This window comes from Herbiconiux sp. VKM Ac-1786 (genome assembly GCF_015350805.1).
Taxonomy (GTDB): domain Bacteria; phylum Actinomycetota; class Actinomycetes; order Actinomycetales; family Microbacteriaceae; genus Herbiconiux.
The window spans coordinates 1,493,041-1,511,694 of record NZ_JADKSG010000001.1; the positions used below are offsets into that span (position 1 = coordinate 1,493,041).

At 71.9% G+C, this 18,654-nt stretch carries 19 protein-coding genes; 9 read left to right on the forward strand and 10 right to left on the reverse strand.

Annotated features, from left to right (window positions below):
* Positions 1-23 precede the first annotated feature (23 nt).
* Both ITJ64_RS07440 and ITJ64_RS07445 read right to left on the reverse strand, forming a co-directional pair.
* Positions 24-737, reverse strand: a complete 714-nt coding sequence (locus tag ITJ64_RS07440) for an SDR family NAD(P)-dependent oxidoreductase (RefSeq protein ID WP_194680037.1) — start codon at positions 735-737, stop codon at positions 24-26.
* The gene (locus ITJ64_RS07445; RefSeq protein ID WP_228507734.1) at positions 737-2,155 is read right to left on the reverse strand and encodes a DUF6421 family protein; all 1,419 of its coding nucleotides are present in this window, start codon (positions 2,153-2,155) and stop codon (positions 737-739) included. Before ITJ64_RS07445 ends, ITJ64_RS07440 begins: the two co-directional genes overlap by 1 nt.
* Positions 2,156-2,348: 193 nt before the next feature.
* On the opposite strand from ITJ64_RS07445, the gene ITJ64_RS07450 reads away from it, so the two are divergent.
* The gene (locus ITJ64_RS07450) at positions 2,349-4,463 is read left to right on the forward strand and encodes an acyltransferase family protein (RefSeq protein ID WP_194680038.1); all 2,115 of its coding nucleotides are present in this window, start codon (positions 2,349-2,351) and stop codon (positions 4,461-4,463) included.
* A gap of 11 nt (positions 4,464-4,474) precedes the next feature.
* The gene (locus ITJ64_RS07455) at positions 4,475-5,395 is read left to right on the forward strand and encodes an AEC family transporter (RefSeq protein ID WP_194680039.1); all 921 of its coding nucleotides are present in this window, start codon (positions 4,475-4,477) and stop codon (positions 5,393-5,395) included.
* 34 nt (positions 5,396-5,429) lie between these two features.
* On the opposite strand, the gene ITJ64_RS07460 is transcribed toward ITJ64_RS07455, so the two are convergent.
* Entirely contained in the window at positions 5,430-6,389 is a 960-nt protein-coding gene (locus ITJ64_RS07460; protein ID WP_194680040.1) for a hypothetical protein, read from the reverse strand.
* Positions 6,390-6,456: 67 nt separating this feature from the next.
* On the opposite strand from ITJ64_RS07460, the gene ITJ64_RS07465 reads away from it, so the two are divergent.
* The gene (locus ITJ64_RS07465) at positions 6,457-6,966 is read left to right on the forward strand and encodes a metallophosphoesterase (protein WP_194680041.1); all 510 of its coding nucleotides are present in this window, start codon (positions 6,457-6,459) and stop codon (positions 6,964-6,966) included.
* 31 nt (positions 6,967-6,997) lie between these two features.
* Positions 6,998-7,495 carry a DUF6328 family protein gene (locus ITJ64_RS07470; protein ID WP_194680042.1) on the forward strand — a complete coding sequence of 166 codons (498 nt, stop codon included), beginning with the start codon at positions 6,998-7,000 and terminating at the stop codon, positions 7,493-7,495.
* Between the two features lie 105 nt (positions 7,496-7,600).
* Here ITJ64_RS07470 and ITJ64_RS07475 read toward each other — a convergent pair whose 3' ends face one another.
* The 4 genes from ITJ64_RS07475 to ITJ64_RS07490 are packed head-to-tail and all read right to left on the reverse strand — an operon-like array spanning position 7,601 to position 11,030.
* Complete coding sequence (locus ITJ64_RS07475) at positions 7,601-8,959, reverse strand: HNH endonuclease signature motif containing protein (protein ID WP_194680043.1); 1,359 nt, start codon at positions 8,957-8,959, stop codon at positions 7,601-7,603.
* Between the two features lie 41 nt (positions 8,960-9,000).
* Positions 9,001-9,543: a gluconokinase gene (locus ITJ64_RS07480; RefSeq protein ID WP_194680044.1), complete on the reverse strand. Its 543-nt coding sequence runs from the start codon at positions 9,541-9,543 to the stop codon at positions 9,001-9,003.
* A gap of 32 nt (positions 9,544-9,575) precedes the next feature.
* A complete protein-coding gene (locus ITJ64_RS07485; protein WP_194680045.1) occupies positions 9,576-10,379 on the reverse strand; it encodes a dienelactone hydrolase family protein in 804 nt (267 codons plus the stop codon).
* A gap of 42 nt (positions 10,380-10,421) precedes the next feature.
* Positions 10,422-11,030, reverse strand: coding sequence for a TetR/AcrR family transcriptional regulator (locus ITJ64_RS07490; RefSeq protein ID WP_194680046.1), 609 nt, complete (start codon positions 11,028-11,030; stop codon positions 10,422-10,424).
* A gap of 102 nt (positions 11,031-11,132) precedes the next feature.
* Between ITJ64_RS07490 and ITJ64_RS07495 the strand changes: the two genes are divergently transcribed.
* On the forward strand, positions 11,133-11,708 hold the full coding sequence (locus ITJ64_RS07495) for an NADPH-dependent FMN reductase (protein WP_194680047.1): 576 nt from the start codon (positions 11,133-11,135) through the stop codon (positions 11,706-11,708).
* 68 nt (positions 11,709-11,776) lie between these two features.
* Here the strand turns inward: ITJ64_RS07495 and trxA are convergent, their stop codons facing one another.
* The 3 genes from trxA to ITJ64_RS07510 form a co-directional block, all read right to left on the reverse strand.
* Positions 11,777-12,169, reverse strand: coding sequence for a thioredoxin (gene trxA, locus ITJ64_RS07500; RefSeq protein WP_173182203.1), 393 nt, complete (start codon positions 12,167-12,169; stop codon positions 11,777-11,779).
* A gap of 80 nt (positions 12,170-12,249) precedes the next feature.
* Complete coding sequence (locus ITJ64_RS07505; protein ID WP_370545081.1) at positions 12,250-14,244, reverse strand: amino acid transporter; 1,995 nt, start codon at positions 14,242-14,244, stop codon at positions 12,250-12,252.
* Between the two features lie 42 nt (positions 14,245-14,286).
* A complete protein-coding gene (locus ITJ64_RS07510) occupies positions 14,287-15,141 on the reverse strand; it encodes an exodeoxyribonuclease III (protein ID WP_194680048.1) in 855 nt (284 codons plus the stop codon).
* A gap of 54 nt (positions 15,142-15,195) precedes the next feature.
* Between ITJ64_RS07510 and ITJ64_RS07515 the strand changes: the two genes are divergently transcribed.
* From ITJ64_RS07515 to ITJ64_RS07530, 4 genes are all read left to right on the forward strand, one after another.
* Complete coding sequence (locus tag ITJ64_RS07515) at positions 15,196-16,368, forward strand: YihY/virulence factor BrkB family protein (RefSeq protein ID WP_194680049.1); 1,173 nt, start codon at positions 15,196-15,198, stop codon at positions 16,366-16,368.
* Positions 16,369-16,371: 3 nt separating this feature from the next.
* Positions 16,372-17,283 (forward strand): SDR family oxidoreductase, encoded by a 912-nt coding sequence (locus ITJ64_RS07520; protein ID WP_194680050.1) that lies wholly within the window; start codon positions 16,372-16,374, stop codon positions 17,281-17,283.
* 97 nt (positions 17,284-17,380) lie between these two features.
* Complete coding sequence (gene pyrE, locus ITJ64_RS07525) at positions 17,381-17,929, forward strand: orotate phosphoribosyltransferase (protein WP_194680051.1); 549 nt, start codon at positions 17,381-17,383, stop codon at positions 17,927-17,929.
* A gap of 3 nt (positions 17,930-17,932) precedes the next feature.
* A complete protein-coding gene (locus ITJ64_RS07530; protein WP_194680052.1) occupies positions 17,933-18,613 on the forward strand; it encodes a septum formation family protein in 681 nt (226 codons plus the stop codon).
* Positions 18,614-18,654 lie beyond the last annotated feature (41 nt).

The window sequence follows — 18,654 nt, forward strand, 5'->3', positions numbered from 1 at the left end:
GCCGAGCGGATGCGCGGCTGCTGCTACTCCAGCACCAGCCGCCGTCCGTTCAGCTCGCCCGCGGGGGCGTTCCAGAGCCCGACGACCGCCTCGGCGAGGGTGCCGACGTCGGTGGCCCCGGCGAAGGTCTTCTCGGGCGCCGCAGCGCGCATCCGCTCGTCGACCAGCGATCGCACGGCGAAGATCACGGCTGCCGCATCGGGGGCGCTCTTCGCGAAGCCCTGGGCGACCGAGCGCAGCCATGACTCGGAGGCGGCCTTCGCCGCGGTGTAGTCGGCCCCCGACGCGGTGGGCGCGTCGACCGAGACCGACGACACGAAGGCGGCGCGGCCGGCCGGCGACGTCACGAGCGCCGGGTAGAACGAGCGCAGGGCGTTGCGCAGCGTGCGGAACGACCGCTCCATCGCCGCCCAGCCCTCGTCGCTCTGCCCCGGGATGCCCGCACCGCCGACCCAGCCGCCCACGAGGTGGATCAGCCCGTCGACCTCCGTTCCTGCGGCCAGCAGGCGGAGGGCGAGCGCGTCGACGGCGGCACTGTCGCTGAGGTCGCAGACCTCGGTGGCCACGCCCGGCACGCGCGCCGCGACCGCCGCCACCCGCTCGGCGTTCGAGCCCACGGCCACCACGTGGGCGCCGGCGGCGACGAGCGCGGCGCAGACCGCGACGCCCGACTCGCTCGTCGCACCCGTCACGAGCACGTGCCGCCCGGCCACCCCGGGCCCGCCCGCCGCAGTCATCAGCCGCGGCCCGTGATGCCGGCCGTCGAGGAGATGACGTCGCGCATCTTCTTCTCGAGGGCCTCGTAGAACATCGAGAGGGGGAACTCGTCGTCGAGCACGGCGTCGGTGAGGCCGCGCGGCGGACCGTCGAGGGGCAGCGCCTTCGGCCCCTCGGCCCAGACCGAGGCCGGGTTCGGGGTGACGGTCGCGGTGATCAGCTCGTAGGCGGCCAGCCAGTGGGCCGTCTTCGGCCGGTCGATCGAACGCCAGTAGAGCTCGTCGATCGCGTCGCCGAGCGCGGTCACGGCGTCGGCCACCTCGGGCCAGTCGATGGTGAGGCGGGTGTCGGTCCAGTGCAGCACACCGCGCTGGTGCAGCCAGGCGAACAGCAGCTGCCCGCCGAGCCCGTCGTAGTTGCGCACCCGCGAACCGGTGATGGCGAAGCGGAAGATGCGGTCGAACAGCACCGCGTACTGCACGAGCTTCGCGTGCTCGAGCAGCGTCGCGTCCTCGTCGGACAGTGCGGCGGTCGAGGCGGCCAGCCTCCGCTCGATCTTCACGGCCTCGCGGAACGCGGTGAGGTCGCACCGCAGCTCCTCCAGGGAGTACAGGAAGAAGGGCATCCGCTGCTTGATCATGAACGGGTCGAAGGGCAGGTCGCCGCGCATGTGGGTGCGGTCGTGGATGAGGTCCCACATCACGAAGGTGCGCTCGGTGAGCTCCTGGTCGTCGAGCAGGCGCGCCGCGTCGGCCGGCAGCTCGAGCCGGGTGACCTCGGCCGCCGCCCGCACCACGCGGCGGAAACGCGCGGCCTCCCGGTCGGCGAAGATGCCGCCCCAGGTGTACGCCGGGATGCTCGACGTCGCCACCGACTCGGGGAAGAGCACGGCCGAGTTGGTGTCGTAGCCCGCCGTGAAGTCGAGGAAGCGGATGGGCAGGAACAGCGCGTTCGAGTAGTCGCCGGCCTCGAGCTCGGCGATGAACGACGGCCAGAGCACCTCGATCAGCACCGCCTCGACGTGCCGGTCGGTGCTGCCGTTCTGCGTGTACATCGGGAAGACCACGAGGTGGCGCACCCCGTCGGCACGGTGCGAGGCGGGCGCGAAGGCGACCAGCGAGGCCAGGAAGTCGGGCACCGTGAAGCCCGAGGAGACCCAGCGCGCGAAGTCCTCGCGCACGGCCTCGAGGTAGGCGGCGTCGTGCGGGAAGTGGGGGGCGAGCTCGGCGACGGCGTCGACGATGGTCTCGACATGGGCGCGCGCGGCGGGGTGGTCGACGGGATCGGGCACCGAGCCGTCCTTCACCTGCAGCGGCTGCAGGGCGGCGACGGCGGCCTTGAGGCTCAGCCAGGCCGGCAGCTGGGCGAGGTCCTCCACGACCTCGGGTTCTCCGATGATGGACTCGGCGCTGACGGCGGAGACGGGGCGTGCGGACATGGTGGAACCTCCAATCGGTCGTTCTCCCGAGCCTAGGCGCAGGGCATCCGCTCTTCTTTGACAGCGGCGGCGATTAGCTGCGCCAGAGCCACGGATGAGCGCAAGGAACCACCGAACGCACGAAACGACGCCGTCTCGCCCCACCCGCGGCGCGCTCAGGAACGCCACCGGCCCCCGGGTACCATGAGACCCGATGGAGAAGCACACGGCCGCGCCCCCGGCGAGACACCGCGCCGCGGCCGAGCGACCCGACCACTTCCTCCCGCACATCCAGGGCCTGCGCGCCATCGCCGTGCTGCTCGTGGTGGTCTATCACTTCTGGCCCGGCCGCCTCACCGGCGGGTACATCGGCGTCGACGTCTTCTTCGTGATCTCGGGCTTCCTCATCACGCAGCAGCTCGCCCGCCAGCTCGAGCGCACCGATCGCATCGCCCTGCCGTCGTTCTACGCCAAGCGGGCCCGTCGCCTCCTTCCGGCCGCCGTCACGGTGCTCGTCTTCGCGAGCCTCGCGACGCTGTTCATCATGCCGCTGTCGAGTCTGACCGAGAACGTGCGCGAGATCCTCGCCTCGACGTTCTATGTGGAGAACTGGGTCCTAGCCCTCAACTCTGTGGATTACTTGGCGGCGGCCAACGAGGCGAGCCTCGTGCAGCACTACTGGTCGCTCTCGCTGGAGGAGCAGTTCTACCTGTTCTGGCCCGTGGTGATGCTGGCCGCCTCGGTGTTCGCGGTGAAGGTGCTGAAGCGCCGCAAGTGGGTCGGCCTGATGGCCGTGCTCGCGATCGTCGGGATCGGCAGCTTCGCGCTGTCCGTGTTCGTCACCGCGACCGACCCGGCGGCCGCCTACTTCGTCACCTACACCCGGGTGTGGGAGTTCGCGGTGGGCGGCGCCCTCGCCCTGCTGCCGAGGCTGCGGCCGACGCGGGCGTGGCAGTCGAACATCCTGGGCTGGGGCGGCATCGCCGTGGTGCTCGGCTGCGGCTACTTCTTCACGGCCGCGACGCCCTTCCCGGGCTACATGGCGGCGCTGCCCGTGCTCGGCACCGCGGCGATCATCGTGGCGCACCACCGGGAGAAGCCGTGGGACGCGGGCCGCGTGCTGAGCTGGCGCCCCGTCAGCTTCATCGGCGACATCTCGTACTCGCTCTACCTCTGGCACTGGCCGCTGATCGTGATCGCCCCGTACATCCCGGGCTGGGGCCTCAGCATCTACAACCGCATCGCGCTGTTCCTGTTCTGCTTCGTGCTGGCCTGGCTCACCAAGCGCTTCATCGAGGATCCGGCCCGCGGCTGGCGCTTCTTCACCACCCGGCGCCCGCGCACGACGCTGATCGGCGTGCTGGCCGCGATGGCCGTGTCGACGCTCTTCGTCACCGGCGCCTGGGCCGTGCAGCAGCCGAAGTACGACGCCGAGGCGACACAGCTCGCGCAGACCCTCGCGGATCCGCCGGAGTGCTTCGGCGCCGCCTCCGGCCCCACCGACGGTCTCGCGCCGATCGACCCGGCCTGCACGAACCCCGAGCTCGACGGCCTGATCATCCCGAGCCCCGGCTTCGGCAACGCCGACCGCCCCGAGCACCCCGACTGCCTCTCCACCCTCAACGACGCCACCGTGCGCGACTGCCAGTTCGGCAGCGACGATGCCGACGCGCCCCAGATCGCCCTGATCGGCGACAGCCATGCCTACGCCCTGATGGACCCGTTCATCCAGATGGCCGAGACCAACGGCTGGCACCTCACGACGTACCTGAAGGGCGGATGCCCGTGGACCACGACCCCGCTGGCCGCGCGTGACGCCTTCGCCGCCTCGTGCGACTCGTGGCGCTCATCGCTCACCTCGGCCCTGACGTCGCACGAGCCCTTCGACGCGGTGTTCACGGCCGCGCTGACCGACCGCAACGTGCCGGGCACCTCCGACGACGAGACCGTCGCGGCCGCCGGCTACGGCGAGGCCTGGACCACCGTGCTCGACGCCGGCACCCCGATCGTGACCGTCGTCGACAACCCGGCCTGGGACGACGACCCGAACAAGTGCCTGCGCACCGAGGACGCCTCGCTCTGCACCACCCCCCGGGAGGACGGTCTCGCGACCTTCGACCCGATCGCGATGGCCGCCTCGGCCGCCGTCGCCGAAGGCCGGGACGTCACGCTGCTCGACTTCAGCGACACCTACTGCACCGCCGACGAGTGCCCCGCCGTCGTGGGCGGCGCCAACGTCTACCGCGACGTCGACCACCTCACCCGCACCTTCGCGTTCACGCTCGAGCCGTTCCTCGGCCGCGCGATGGCCGACGCGATCGGGCGCTGAGGCCGGTCGGCATGCTGGGGGTCCTGACCGGGTTCGGCATCATCGGGTTCGTCATCGCGGTGGGCTACGGGGTGCAGCGGCTGGGCATCCTGCCCCCGGATGCCCGGCTCGTGCTCAACCGGATCGCCTTCTTCGTCGCGACCCCCGCCCTGCTGTTCACCGTGCTGTCGCGCTCGCATCCGGCCACCGTGTTCTCGGCGCCGCTGCTCGTGACGCTGATCAGCGTGGTCGTGTCGGCCTCGGTGTACCTGCTGGCCTCGCGGATCTGGTTCCGCCAGCCGGTCGCCGAGACCGCCGTGGGGATGGCCTCGTCGGGGTACGTCAACGCGAACAACATCGGGCTGCCGGTCGCCATCTACGTGCTCGGCAGCGCCCAGCTCGTGGCGCCGCTGCTGCTGCTGCAGCTGATCGTGCTGGCGCCCGTGACGCTGACGGTGCTCGACATCGCGACGCGCGGGAAAGCGTCGGTGGGGGCGATCCTGTCGCAGCCGGTGCGGAACCCGATGATCATCGCCTCGCTGATCGGACTGCTGCTCGCGCTGCTCGGGGTGGAGCTGCCCGCACCGGTGCTGGCGCCCTTCGAGCTGATCGGCGGGGCGGCGGTGCCGCTGGTGCTGATCGCCTTCGGCATGTCGCTCGTGGGGCAGAAACCGCTCGCGCCGGGCTCGGGTCGGGCGGCGATCATCGTCGCCAGCGCGGTGAAACTCGTGGTCATGCCGCTGACGGCATATCTCCTGGCGCAGTTCGCGTTCCACCTGCCGGCGCACCAGGTGTTCGAGGTCGTGGTGCTGGCGTCGCTGCCGACGGCGCAGAACATCTACAACTTCGCGGCGCGGTACCAGCGCGGGGTCACACTGGCGCGGGACACCGTGCTCGTCACGACGATCGGGTCGGTGCCGCTGCTCGTGGCGGTGGCGGCGCTGCTGGCCTGATCCGGCCTGAACCGGCCTGAACCGGCCTGATCCGCTAGTCGTCGAGTCGGTCGAGCCGCGTGCGGGCGCGGGCGGCGAGACGCTCGGCCGCTTCGGCGGAGCGCACGGAGGCGGCTCGCTCCTTGCGCAGGCGGGCGGCCGTGACGTTCGTGTCGGTGAGCTCGCCCTGCAGTTCGTCGAGGCGTTCGCGCAGTTCCTGCTGCTCGTCGGCCAGCTGTTCGTGCCGCGCGCGGTTCTCGCGGATGCGCAGGTCGAGCGTCGCCAGCTCGGCCTGGGCGTCCTCTGCGTCCTGGCGCGCCTCCTCCGCCTCGCGCTTGGCGACGGCCAGCGCTCGCTCGGCGCGTTCGTCGGAGGCGCGCTCGCGGGCTTCCTCGCGCGACTCCCCCGTGGCGTTCGGGGTCGTCGCCGTCTTCCCTGGTGCCTTCGTCCCCGCGGCGCGGGGACGGGAGCCGGGTGATGACGTGGCGACCGGCTCCACGGCGCCGGCCCCGGCCAGCGCCACCGCGCCGTCGAGGTCGACCGGGTCGACCCCGGTGCTCGAGAACGTCCGCACGAGCAGCCCGGTGCGCACCGCGGCCGCGGCGGCGCGGTCGACCACCGCCGCCTGCAGCGTCTGCTGCACCTCGACGGCTGCCGCGTGCGAGACCGGTACGCCGAGCTCGGCGCCGAGCGCGCGCGCCGCGGACGCGGCCGTCGCGAGCAGCTGCTGCCGTTCGCGGCCGAGCTGCCGCACGGCGTCGCGGTCGCCGGAGTCGGTGGCGTCGCGCATCCGCTCGCCCAGGTCGAGCAGGGGCTGCACGTCGCCGTGCCGGTGCCGCACCAGCGCGTTCACGGCCCAGGCCGCGACCGAGGGCTTCGCCAGAGAACGGATGCCCGCCGCCAACTCGCGCTCACCCGCCGCCTTGGCCTCGGCGGCTCGGGCGTTGCGCGCCGCGATGAACCCGGAGGGGGCCTCCCCGTAGAGCTGCCCCGCCGCCTGCTCGAGCGGATCCACCCGACCTCCCGCCGTCGAACCTGCCCCGAGCCTACGGGGAGCGCCCGGACGGGGCCACGATGGAGGCATGCCCACGCGACTGCTGCTGCTCGCCGACACCCATCTGCCCAAGCGGGCCAAGGTGCTGCCGGACGAGGTGTGGCGGGCGGTCGACTCCGCCGACGTCGTGTTCCACGCGGGGGACTGGGTCGACGAGGCGACGCTCGACGCGCTCTCGGAGCGGGCTGCGCGGCTCGTCGGGGTGTGGGGCAACAACGACGGCGCGGGGCTGAGGGCGCGGCTGCCCGAGATCGCGCGGGTGGAGCTCGAGGGGCTGCGGTTCGCGATGATCCACGAGACCGGGGCGCGCGAGCGGCGGGAGCTGCGGATGGAGCAGGCGTTCCCCGAGACCGACGTGCTGGTGTTCGGGCACAGCCACATCCCGTGGGACAGCACCGCACCCGGCGGGCTGCGCCTGCTCAACCCTGGGTCGCCGACCGACCGGCGCCGTCAGCCCGTCTGCACGATGATGACGGCGGTCGCCGACGACGGGGTGCTGCGCGACGTCTCACTCGTGCCACTGCCGCCACGGGCATGACGGCGCGGGCGGGCCGTGGTAGATACATTCCATGAGTGATGTCGACGCCAGCCCGGGCGACGGGCGCGACGAGAGCGAGAACGAGCGCCTCGACCGCAACTGGAACGAGATGCTGCAGGAGCTGCGGGTCATCCAGACGGGCACGCAGATCCTCACGGGCTTCCTGCTCGCGGCCGCCTTCCAGTCGCGCTTCGAGGACCTCGACGACTACCAGCGGGCGGTCTACCTGTGCCTCGTGGTCGCCTCGATCCTCACGACGGTCTTCGGGCTCGCCCCGGTGAGTCTGCACCGGGCCCTGTTCCGGATGCGCGCGAAGGATCGCATCGTGCACCTGACCGACCGCATCCTGCAGTTCACGATGATCGGGGTGGCGATCACGCTCGCGGGCACGGCGCTGCTGATCTTCGACTTCGTGCTCGGGCGCGTGGCGGGGATCGTCGTGGGGGCGGTGGTGCTCGTGATCGTGCTGGCGCTGTGGGTCGTGCTGCCGCGGGTCTCGCGTCGCAGCCTGCCTCTCGAATCGCCCTAGCCACTCTCCGACCCAGCCATACCCATCTCGGGCAAGCGCGTCAGCGCGCGGCAGCCGGGTGTGCTGCCGCGCGCTTCGCGCTTGCCCTCGGGATGCGGTGGTCGGCTAAGCGGCGGGTCGGTGGATGGTGCGTCGGCGGGTGGTCGGGATCGGCTTCTGTTCCGTGTCCACCCATCTCGGCGGAATCAGGTGGGGCACCCCGCCTTGCATGGTCAGTCTCCATGGTGATTTGTGCAGGTGGGAATGGTGGAAGTGGCAGAGAAGCACGCCGTTGTCGATGTCGGTTCTGCCGGGCGGATGATCGTCCGAGACCCACTCGTTCGCGTGATGTGTCTCGCAGAACGAGGGTGGCCGGTCGCAACTGGGCCACACGCACCCGCCGTCGCGGGCGGCGAGGGCCCGGTTTTGCGCTGCGGTGAAGAGCCGCTTGGCCTTGCCGTGGTAGAGGATCTCGCCCTTGTCGCCGAACAGTGTCGCCGCGACCGGTGACGAGCACCGCAACTGCGCCACGGTCGAGGCGGGAACGGGCTGGTCGATGCCATCGATCCACCCGACGCCCCGGCCCTTCTCGAGATCGTCGAGCGTCATGTGCACATTCACGGTGGTAGCGCCGTTGATGCGAGGCATGTCATCCGCGGCAGCGGCGCGGGCGATGAGTTCGGTCACCGTGTCGGCGTTCTTCTGCGCCTGAGTGCGGCCATCGGCAGTCACGTACTCGTCCCCATCGACGAACCGCGGCCTCGTCACTCGTGGGCTCTGCATCGCCCGGATGCTCGAGAACCACACTCCGCCCTGCTCGGGGGTGAGCGCGAACTTCCCCCGATACATCCCATCCGCCGATTGCGTGATCGTGAGTGATCGCTGCATCTGCAGCACTTCGTCGCGCGGTTCGGCGCCGTCGGGGTCGAGCACCTCGCGCAGGTGGATGGCGAGCTTGGCGGTCTCGTCGGCCGACAGCCGGCACGCGATGGTCTCGTCGACGAGGGTCTGCTCGGCCGTCGCCACGACATCGGCCGAGCAGCCGAGATCGGCCAGTTCGGTGCACCGCCCGACGATGCTCGCCGCGGCTTCGACGCCGAGCACGCCCTCATCCAACCCGCGGGCGACCACCGGGAACGGCGCCGGGCCCTCGCCCCCACCCAGCAGCACCGACCCGCGAAGCTTCCGCCCCAGCTCGAGCCGCGCCTTGCACGCCCGCGCCGACGCACCGGTGACCTTCGCAACGAGCGCGACCGGGGTGGTGAAGTTCTGCGACCGGCTCAACCCTTCGTCGCCGAGCTCGGTGCGCGACCGCACCCCGACCTCACCCGCACACCGCACCTGCTGCGCCGACACCGCCCGGCCGATGGCCTCGTAGGCGGCCATCGTTTCGAGCAGCTCATCGTCGCCCAGACCAGCCAGACCCGCGCCGGAACGGCCGCAGACCTCGGCGGCGATCTCCAGGAGGCGGGCGACTGAACTCATGCTGAGATTCTATCAGAAACAGCTGATGAATGCTCGTTTATCTACGTCAGGGTGAGACCCGAGATGATCTCGGCGACGACCGTCTCCGGCCCCGCCGAGACGACGACGGCGAGGCCCGCCTCGTCGGCGCCGAGCGGCTCGAGCGTCGCCAGCTGCGAGCCGAGCAGCGTCGCGGGCATGAAGTGATGCTGCCGGGCGCGCAGTCGGTCGCCGATCAGCTCGGCCGATCCGACGAGCTGCACGAACACTGCCCCCGGATCGGCCTCGCGCAGCACGTCGCGGTAGACGCGGCGCAGGGCCGAGCACGCGACGACGACGCCGGCGGGCTCGCCGGAGGTGCCTGCGGTGCCGGCCGCATCCGCCTGCTCGACACCCGAGGCGGCGGCCGCCCCGACCGCGCGCAGCCACGGCCAGCGGTCGTCGTCGGTCAGCGGGATGCCCGCCGCCATCTTCTCGACGTTCGCCTCCGGGTGCAGGTCGTCGGCGTCGACGAAGGCCCAGCCGAGCCGGTCGGCGAGCAGAACGCCGATCGTCGACTTGCCCGATCCCGAGACCCCGGTGGTGAACACGACCCGATTGCGCATGCGTCAAGTCCACCATGCCCGCGCGGCGTCGACTACGTCAGCTGCTCGCGCAGGAAGCGCACCACGCGCTCCCGGGCCACGAGCGCCGGGTGCCCGGACACGTCGCGCACCTCGCTCGTCAGCACCGAGTGGGCCGTCTTCGAGAAGCCGCCGGCGTTGCCGGGCGAGGAGTCGAGCTCGATCACCTCGAAGCGGTCGCCGAGTGCCGCGGCGAGGGTGTCGAAGCGGGCGCGAGGAGCGTTGCGGTCCTCGGAGAAGCGCAGGCCGATCGCGCAGAACGGGGTCTCGCGCGAGCGCTCGGCCACGCGGGCCAGCTCGTTTCGCGACATCGAGGGGTCGGCCTGCCGCGCCCGCCCGAGCGGGAACGGCGCAGCCGGCTGGCTGACCACCGAGGCGAGCACGCTGTCGTCGACCGCCGTGGCAAGGGCGAAGCCGCCGGTGAAGCACATGCCGATCACGCCGACTCCGGATGCGGGGGTGCGGCCGGCGAGGTCCGCCGCGACCGCGCGCAGCCAGGCCGTGATCGGGCGTTTCGCGTCGACCGCGAAGGCCCGGAGCTCTGCGCTGACGCACAGCCGCGCCACGGTGCCGAGCACGTAGCCGGGCGAGGATGCCCGTTCCGGCACCCCGAACGGAGACGGCACCACCACGGTGAAACCCTCGTCGACGAGGTGCTGGGCGAGTCCGAGCACTTCGGGCGTCATGCCGGGGAGCTCCAGGATGAGCACGACGCCCGGGCCCGCGCCCTTCTCGTAGCAGTCGTGGGTGATTCCGACCGCGCTGAAGGGGCTGCGCGCCCAGCCGGCGAGGGTGGCGGTGGGGGCGGAAGAGGCCATGGGCCCAGTCTGCACCCGGGCGCTCGGTGCTCGTGCCGCCGCTCAGGCCAGGCGGCGCACGATGTGCTCCCACGAGTCCGCGATCCGCGGGAGCATGAGCGTCAGGTCCTCGTCGGGCAGCCAGACCACCGCGTCGAGGATCGCGAGCAGGTCGAACGACAGCGCCGGCAGGTCGCCCTCGACCGCGGCCTGCGTGAGCAGCCCGCGGATGTGCGTCGCCGCCAGGCGGCGGGCCGGCACGGCGTAGCGCTCGGCCGCCGGGCGCTCGGCGGCGCGCAGCAGCGGCACCTGGCCCGCGGCGGTGGCGAGCCGTTCCCGCCCGAACGCCACGAGGCGCTCGATCGGCGGTGCGCCGGGGCCGAGGGGCGGCGGTCCGCTCAGGAAGCCCGCCTGGAAGGTGCGCTCCGACTCGTCGACCAGTGCCTGGAACAGTCCGGCCCGGGAGCCGAAGCGGCGGAAGATCGTGCCCTTGCCGACGCCGCAGGCCGCGGCGAGACCGTCCATCGTGAGCGAGCCGACGCCCTCGGCGTCGATCAGGCGCCGGGCCGTCGAGAGCAGCAGCTCGCGGTTGCGCGCCGCGTCCGACCGCTCGGGGGCGAGGGGCCCGATCGTGGGGGTCAGCGCGCCGGGTGGGGCGCCGATCGGATCCATGCCCGGACTGTAGCACGGGGCATCCGGGAATAAACGGACCAGAGTCCGGTTGTACCCCGTGACCGCGGGCATCAGCCTGCCCTATCCACTCCAGGAGACATCATGACCCAGAAGTCCGTCCTCGTCCTCGTCGGCAGCCTTCGTGCCGCCTCCACCAACCGTCAGCTGGCCGAGGCCGCCGTCGATCTCGCCCCCGAGGGCATCGAGCTCGCCATCTCCGACCAGCACCGCGAGCTGCCCCTCTACAACGAGGACATCGACGTCGAGGGCACCCTGCCCGCCTCCGTCGTCGCCTTCCGCGAGGCCGTGGCCGCCGCCGACGCCGTGCTCGTCGTCACCCCCGAGCACAACGGCACCATGCCCGCCAACCTCAAGAACGCCATCGACTGGTCGTCGCGCCCCTTCGGCACCGGCGCCATCGTCGGCAAGCCCGTCGCCGTGATCGGCACCGCGTTCGGCCAGTACGGCGGCGTCTGGGCCCAGGACGAGGCCCGCAAGGCCCTCGGCATCGCGGGCGCGAAGGTCATCGAGCCCACCCTCTCGGTGCCCAACTCGGTCGTGCGCTTCGCCGAGACCCACCCGAAGGACGACGCCGAGATCGTCGCCCAGCTCGAGGAGTTCATCAACGCCTTCGCCGCCTCGCTCGACGCCGTCGAGGCCGAGCAGCAGGCCGCGTAGAGCCGGCACCGATAACACGAAGGGCCCCCACCGCGAGGTAGGGGCCCTTCGTCGTTCCAGCGGTGCGGCTACTCGCCGACCGGCTGCTCGCCGGCCTGCTGCTTAGCCACGGCCTCGGCGTAGTCCTTCTTCACGGCCTCCATGTCGAGCGCGCGCACCTGGGCGATCACGTCGTCGAGCACCTGGCCGGGCAGGGCTCCGGGCTGCGCGAAGATCGGGATGCCGTCGCGGTAGCCGACCAGCGTCGGGATCGAGGTGATGCCGTAGCTCGCGGCCAGCTGCTGCTGGTCTTCCGTGTCGACCTTCGCGAAGGTGATGTCGCTGTTCGCCTCGGACGCCTTCTCGAAGACGGGCGCGAACTGCTTGCACGGGCCGCACCAGTCGGCCCAGAAGTCGATCAGGACGATGCCGTCGGCGACCGTCTCGTCGTGGTTGTCAATGGTCAGAGTCTTCGTGGACATGCTCCATTCAACACCCGGCGTGCCTTAAAGCTTCCGGATGCGCGAGCCGCCCCCCGAGCATCCGGAACCCCCACCCGGCCTCAGCTGACATGCACCTCGGGCCGATGGCGCCGGTCGTGCTCGGCCCGGCGCAGCACCTCACGGGTCACCGGAGCGACCTCGCCCGTGCCCGTGACGAGGTACTTGAACATGTTGGAGATGGGGCTGCCCTCGGTCCACTCGAAGTAGATGCCGGGCACGACGCCCGTCAGGTCGCGGATCTCGAGCAGCACCGTGGCGATCGTGTTCGGGATGTTGCCGCTGGTCACACGCAGCACCCGGTAGCCGTGCACGGCCTCGCCGCGCACCAGCAGGTCCTCCTCGAAGTCGGAGGAGTCGGAGGGGTAGACCTCGAGGAAGATCACGGGCGAGCGCATCGGGATGCCGCTGTCGCGCCGCTCCTCGCTGATCTTCTGGCGGTACTCCTCGGCCGAGCCGTCGTCGGGCTCGTTCGCGATGATGCGGATGGAGTCGTACTCGTCGGCGTCGCTCAGCACGAAGTCGAGCGCCATGGCGTCGAGGGTCACCGAGGTGGCCCGCAGCTGGAACGAGCGATGCACGCGCGACACGATCGAGACCACGATGATGCCGAGGATGAACAGCCCCGCGATGCGCACACCGTCGGGCCGTTCGATGATGTTCGCGACGGTCGTGTAGAGGAAGACGACCGCGATGGCGCCGAAGCCGATGGCCGCCGCCCGCTGCTTCTTGCGCGCGGCCGAGAGCGTGACGGCCACCGAGGCCGAGGTGATCAGCACCAGCACGCCCGTGGCGTAGGCGCCGGCCTGGGCGTCGACGTCGGCCTGGAAGACGAGGGTGATGACCACGGCGATCGCCGCGAACACGAGCACCAGGGGGCGAACGGCCGCGGCCCAGTGCGGGGCCATGCCGTAGCGCGGCAGGTAGCGCGGCACCAGGTTCAGCAGCCCGGCCAGGGCCGAGGCGCCGGCGAACCAGAGGATCGCGATCGTGGCGATGTCGTACGCCGTGCCGAAGCCGTCGCCGAGGAACTGGTGCGCCAGGTACGCCAGCGCCCGCCCGTTGGCCGGCCCGCCCGACTCGAAGTCCTTCTGCGGGATCAGCAGGGTCGTCACGATCGACGAGGTGATGAGGAACGCCGACATGGTGATGGCCGCCGTCGTGAGCAGCCGCTTCGCCCCGCGGATGCGCGCCACGGGCTTCTGGGGCGTGTCACCCGGGGCGCCGTCGATCTGCGGCATCACGGCCACACCGGTCTCGAAGCCCGAGAGCCCGAGCGCGAGCTTCGGGAAGGCGATCAGCGCGATGCCCACCATGACGAGCGGGTTGCCGTGCTGGGCGGTCAGCGCCGTCCACCAGTTGCCGATCACGACCGTGTTCTCGGCGACGTGCACGAGCGAGACGACGATCACCACGGCGTTCAGCAGCAGGAAGACCGCGACCAGCACGACGGCGATGTTGATGGCCTCCTTGAAGCCGCGGAGGAACACCACGGCCAGGGCGAGCACCAGCACGAGCGTGAGCAGCACCTCGTTGCCCTCGAACCACGAGGGGGCGAACGGATTCTCGATGGCGTGCGCCGAGGCGTCGGCCGCCGAGAGGGTGATGGTGATCATGAAGTCGGTGGCGGCGAAGCCGAGCAGCACCAGAACCACGAGCTTGCCGCCCCACCAGGGCAGCAGCCGCTCGAGCATGGCGATCGAACCCTCGCCCTTGAAGCTCTCGCGGGCCACCCGCCGGTAGACCGGCAGGGCGCCGAGCAGGGTGACCAGCACCAGCACGATCGTCGCGATCGGGCTGAGCAGCCCGGCGGCGAGCGCGGCGATCGCGGGCTGGTAGCCGAGGGTCGAGAAGTAGTCGACGCCGGTCAGGCACATCACGCGCCACCACGAGTGGGTCTTCTCGGGCTTGGACGCCCCGGGCCCCGGATGCCGGCCCGCGGTGTCCTGCAGCCCGTCGGTCAGCCACCGCCGCAGGCGGCTCGGGGGCGGTGGCGCATCGGGCCACGGCTGCCCGGGCACCAGCGGCGAACCGGCGCCGACCGTGGGTGAACTCATGCGCTCACTCTATGTCTCCGGATCGGCCGGGGATCGCGGCTCTCAGCCGAAGATCATGGGGCGGTCGTCGTCGTCGATCGCGAGCTCCGACGAGAGGTCGAGATCGAGGTCGACCACGACCGGCACGTGGTCGGAGGGGGCATCGCCCTTCCGCTCGTTGCGGTCGATCCGCGCATCCGTCACCAGGTCGGCGAAGGGCTGCGAGCCCATCACGAAGTCGATGCGCATGCCCTCGTTGCGCGGGAAGCGCAGCTGCTTGTAGTCCCAGTAGGTGTAGCCGGTGGGCACGAGGGGGCGCACGACGTCGGCCAGGCCGATGCGCTCGAACTCGGCGAAGGCCGCGCGCTCGGGGGCCGAGACGTGGGTCGACTCGGCGAAGACGCCGATGTCCCAGACGTCGCTGTCGAGCGGCGCGATGTTCCAGTCACCCATCAGGGCGAGCGGCTGCGTCGGGTGCGCCGACATCCAGGAGGCCGTCTGCGTGGCCAGCTCGCGGAGCCAGGTCAGCTTGTACTCGTAGTGCGGGTCGCCGAGGGCGCGGCCGTTGGGCACGTAGAGACTCCACAGGCGCACGCCGTCGACCGTCACCCCGAGGGCGCGGGCCTCCAGCGGCAGCGAGCCGTCGTCGAGGGCCTTGCCGAAGCCGGGCATGCCCGTGAAGGTGTTCGCCACGTCCTCCATCGGCAGCCGGCTCGCGAAGGCGACGCCGTTCCACTGGTTCAGGCCGTGCAGCACCACGTCGTAGCCCGCCTCCTGGAAGGCCTCGAACGGGAACTGCGACTCCTTGCACTTGATCTCCTGCATGGCGAGCACGTCGACGTCCTCCCGCACCAGCCAGTCGACGACACGGCCCACTCGGGCTCGGATCGAGTTCACGTTCCAGGTCGCAACACGCATGCCTCCACGCTACCGCCCGGCGATGCCGAGCCCGGCGGCGCGTAGGCTGACGGCATGGCGGGCCGGGACGACGACGAGACCCTGCGTGCCCGTCTCGAGCAGCGCTTCGAGCTGCCCCTCGAGCGCGTGACGAACGTCACCCAGCAGACCCTCGCCCTCTTCCCCACCCGCGTCTGGCGCCGCTTCCTCGCGGGCAACGGCTTCCTGCTCTCCTCTGGCATGAGCTACCAGGCCCTGTTCGCGGTGTTCGCCGCGGTCTACCTCGTCTTCGCGGGGGCGGGCATCTGGCTGGTGCAGTCACCCGAGACGATGGATGCGCTGGTCGTCCTGATCAACACCTACGTGCCCCGGCTGATCGGCGAGAAGGGCATCATCTCGCCCGCCGACCTCTCGATGATCGCCACGTCGAGCACCTCGCTCCTCACCATCACCGGCGTCGTCGCCCTCCCCGTGCTGATCTGGACCGCCATCGGCTGGATCACCTACTCCCGCATCGCCGTGCGCACCATCTTCGGCATGCCCCGCGACTCCCGCTCCTACCTCCTGCTGAAGGCGCGCGACCTCGTGGTCTCGCTCGTGATCGGGCTGGTGCTGTTCGCGGCGGCGTTCCTCAGCGTGGCGAGCACCTCGGCGGTGGACTGGTTCACCTCCTTCCTCGGCGGCGGCTTCCGCGACTGGTCGCGCCCGCTGGTCACCGCGGTCAGCCTGCTGGTCGTCTACCTCATCGACGCGGCGGCCCTCGGCGTGCTGTTCCGCTTCCTGGCCGACGCCCGACTGACACTGCGACGGATGCTCGGCGGCACCCTCCTCGGCGGGGCCGCCCTGCTCGGCCTGCAGCTGCTCGGCAGCACCCTGCTCGGCGGGGCGAGCCGCAACCCGCTGCTGTCGACCTTCGTGGTCTTCATCGCCCTGCTGCTCTGGTTCCGGCTGACCAGCGTCGTCACCCTCGTGGCCGCCGCCTGGATCGCGGTCGCCACCGAGGACCACGGCGGCAGCCTCTACGAGCCGAGCGCCGCGGAGAAGGCGGCGCTCGAGCACGAGGCGCTGCTGATCGCGGCCGAGGTGCGGCTGCGTGACGCGCAGCGCGAGCTCGACGCGGCGGGCTGGTGGCGCCGGGCGGCCGCGCGCTGGCGGCGGGACGCCGCGCTCGAGGAGCTGCGCTCGCTCGAGTCGGCGCGCCCGACGGCCGCGCTGCCGGCCTCCCGGGCGTCGGGGGCGGAGGATTAGCGCATGACCTCTCCCACTCCCGTCGCCGTCACGGGCGCGACCGGCGCCGTCGGCGGCCGCGTCGCGCAGCAGCTGCACGCGGCCGGCATCCCGCTGCGCCTCGTGGTGCGCGACGCATCCCGGGCACCGGACTTCGCGGGCGTGGCCCCGGTGGAGGTCGCCGAGGCGTCCTACGGCGACACGGGCGCGGTGCGGCGTGCGCTCGAGGGGGTCGAGCTGGTCTTCATGGTCTCGGCGGCGGAGAGTGCGGACCGGGTCGCGGAGCACGCCGCGTTCATCGAGGCGGCACGGGCATCCGGAGTTCGTCATCTCGTCTACACCTCGTTCTTCGGGGCGGCGCCCGACGCGGTCTTCACACTGGGGCGAGACCACTTCGCGACGGAGGAGCTGCTGCGCGCATCGGGCCTGGGCTTCACCGCGCTGCGGGACAACTTCTACGCCGACTTCCTGCCGCTGCTGGCGGGGGAGGACGGCGTCATCCGCGGGCCGGCGCGGGACGGGCGGGTCGCCGCAGTGGCGCGGGCCGACGTGGCCGACTCGGCGGTGGCGGTGCTGCGCGAGCTGCACGCGGGCGGGGCGGGCGCGACCTCGCCGCACGCGGGGGCGGTCTACGAGCTGACGGGGCCCGAGGCGCTGACGCTCGCAGAGGTCGCCGGCCTGGTCTCGGAGCTCGGCGGCCGCGGGCCCGTCGTCTTCCACGACGAGACGATCGACGAGGCCTACGCCTCCCGCGCCTCCTACGGGGCGCCGCCGTGGCAGCTCGACGCCTGGGTCAGCACCTACACGGCGATCGCGACCGGAGAGCTCGCGCGCACCACCGCCGACGTCGAACGCCTCACCGGGCACCCGCCGCTGTCCCTCCGCACCTTGCTCGAGGCCGCCCGCGCACCCCAGCCGGCCGCCGACCCCGTCTAGCGGTCGGCACCTACCCCGCGTGCGCGAAGCCTCGGCGGCACGCGCACGGGCCGGCCGACGGGCGCGTGGCCGGCGGCCCGGTCGGTAGGCTGGGCGGGTGACCGACGCGCGCAGCAGACTCATCGAGTACATCAAGGCCGATGCCGTGTTCCACGGCGACTTCACCCTCACCAGCGGCAAGAAGGCGAGCTACTACGTCGACCTGCGCAAGGTGTCGCTCGACCACCGGGTCGCGCCGCTGATCGGGCAGGTCATGCTCGACCTGATCGCGCCGATCCACGACGTGGCCGCGGTCGGCGGGCTCACCATGGGCGCCGACCCGATCGCCTCGGCCGTGCTGCACCAGGGCGCCGCCCGCGGGCTCGAGTACGACGCCTTCGTGGTGCGCAAGGAGCCGAAGGACCACGGCCGCGGCCGCCAGGTCGAGGGACCCGACGTCGCCGGCAAGCGCGTGATCGTGCTCGAGGACACCTCCACCACCGGCGGATCTCCCCTCGCCGCCATCGCCGCCCTCGAGAAGGCCGGCGCGATCATCGCGGGTGTCGCCGTGGTCGTCGACCGCAACACCGGTGCCGGTGAGCGCATCGAGGAGGCCGGCTACCCCTACCACTACGCGATCGGCCTGAGCGACCTCGGGCTGGAGTAGCCGATGGCGCCGACGAGCCGCCGCCGCACCCGCCTGATGGTGGGGGGCGGGGTGCTGCTCGCGGCGGTGCTGGTCGTGGGGCTGTTCGTGCTCGGGCTGCGGGTCGGGCAGGGTGGGCCGGGCGGCGGGGCGGGCGACGGGGGCGCAGACACGACGAGCGGCGCCGGCGTGGGAGCGGGCGAAGCCGCGACGGCCGTGCCGAGCGAGACGGCGGTCGCGAGCGAGACGGCTGCGCCGGGTGCGAGCGGTGCGCCGGATGCTCAGCCCGACCCGGGCGTCGGTGCGCTGCCGCCCGCGCCCACCGCTCCGGCGGCGGCCGGCGAGCATCCGTTCACCGAGCTGTTCGGCGGCGAGTGCCTCGGCGCCTTCGCCTCGCCCTGGGCCGAGACGTTCACCGTGGTCGACTGCGCCGCCGAGCATCCGGCGCAGCTCACTCAGCGGGGGCTCTTCCCCGAGGCCGCCGGAACGGCGTACCCCGGTGAGGCGGCCCTGGCGTCGCGCCTGAACCTGCTCTGCACCGCCCCGACCGCGCTGAACACGGCAGCCGTGCCCGACGTGGCCGACCTGCGCTGGCAGGCATCCTTCCCCGCGACGGCGGAGGCCTGGGACGCCGGCGACCGCGTCTTCCAGTGCTTCTTCAGCACGGCCTCGGGCGCGCCGCTGACCGGCTCGCTGGTGCCCTGATCGGCTCCACCCCCGCAGAACCCACCCGCTGAGGATTGCTC

Excerpts from the sequence above, each read along its gene's own strand:
- ITJ64_RS07455 (WP_194680039.1), top strand. The coding sequence starts at position 4,475 with ATGCTGGGGGTCCTGACCGGGTTCGGCATCATCGGGTTCGTCATCGCG.
- ITJ64_RS07515 (WP_194680049.1), top strand. The coding sequence starts at position 15,196 with ATGGCGGGCCGGGACGACGACGAGACCCTGCGTGCCCGTCTCGAGCAG.
- ITJ64_RS07465 (WP_194680041.1), top strand. The coding sequence starts at position 6,457 with ATGCCCACGCGACTGCTGCTGCTCGCCGACACCCATCTGCCCAAGCGG.
- ITJ64_RS07480 (WP_194680044.1), bottom strand. The coding sequence starts at position 9,543 with ATGCGCAATCGGGTCGTGTTCACCACCGGGGTCTCGGGATCGGGCAAG.
- ITJ64_RS07470 (WP_194680042.1), top strand. The coding sequence starts at position 6,998 with ATGAGTGATGTCGACGCCAGCCCGGGCGACGGGCGCGACGAGAGCGAG.
- ITJ64_RS07505 (WP_370545081.1), bottom strand. The coding sequence starts at position 14,244 with ATGAGTTCACCCACGGTCGGCGCCGGTTCGCCGCTGGTGCCCGGGCAG.
- ITJ64_RS07440 (WP_194680037.1), bottom strand. The coding sequence starts at position 737 with ATGACTGCGGCGGGCGGGCCCGGGGTGGCCGGGCGGCACGTGCTCGTG.
- ITJ64_RS07520 (WP_194680050.1), top strand. The coding sequence starts at position 16,372 with ATGACCTCTCCCACTCCCGTCGCCGTCACGGGCGCGACCGGCGCCGTC.
- ITJ64_RS07450 (WP_194680038.1), top strand. The coding sequence starts at position 2,349 with ATGGAGAAGCACACGGCCGCGCCCCCGGCGAGACACCGCGCCGCGGCC.
- ITJ64_RS07445 (WP_228507734.1), bottom strand. The coding sequence starts at position 2,155 with ATGTCCGCACGCCCCGTCTCCGCCGTCAGCGCCGAGTCCATCATCGGA.
- ITJ64_RS07485 (WP_194680045.1), bottom strand. The coding sequence starts at position 10,379 with ATGGCCTCTTCCGCCCCCACCGCCACCCTCGCCGGCTGGGCGCGCAGC.
- ITJ64_RS07530 (WP_194680052.1), top strand. The coding sequence starts at position 17,933 with ATGGCGCCGACGAGCCGCCGCCGCACCCGCCTGATGGTGGGGGGCGGG.
- ITJ64_RS07495 (WP_194680047.1), top strand. The coding sequence starts at position 11,133 with ATGACCCAGAAGTCCGTCCTCGTCCTCGTCGGCAGCCTTCGTGCCGCC.
- ITJ64_RS07475 (WP_194680043.1), bottom strand. The coding sequence starts at position 8,959 with ATGAGTTCAGTCGCCCGCCTCCTGGAGATCGCCGCCGAGGTCTGCGGC.
- ITJ64_RS07490 (WP_194680046.1), bottom strand. The coding sequence starts at position 11,030 with ATGGATCCGATCGGCGCCCCACCCGGCGCGCTGACCCCCACGATCGGG.
- ITJ64_RS07510 (WP_194680048.1), bottom strand. The coding sequence starts at position 15,141 with ATGCGTGTTGCGACCTGGAACGTGAACTCGATCCGAGCCCGAGTGGGC.
- trxA (WP_173182203.1), bottom strand. The coding sequence starts at position 12,169 with ATGTCCACGAAGACTCTGACCATTGACAACCACGACGAGACGGTCGCC.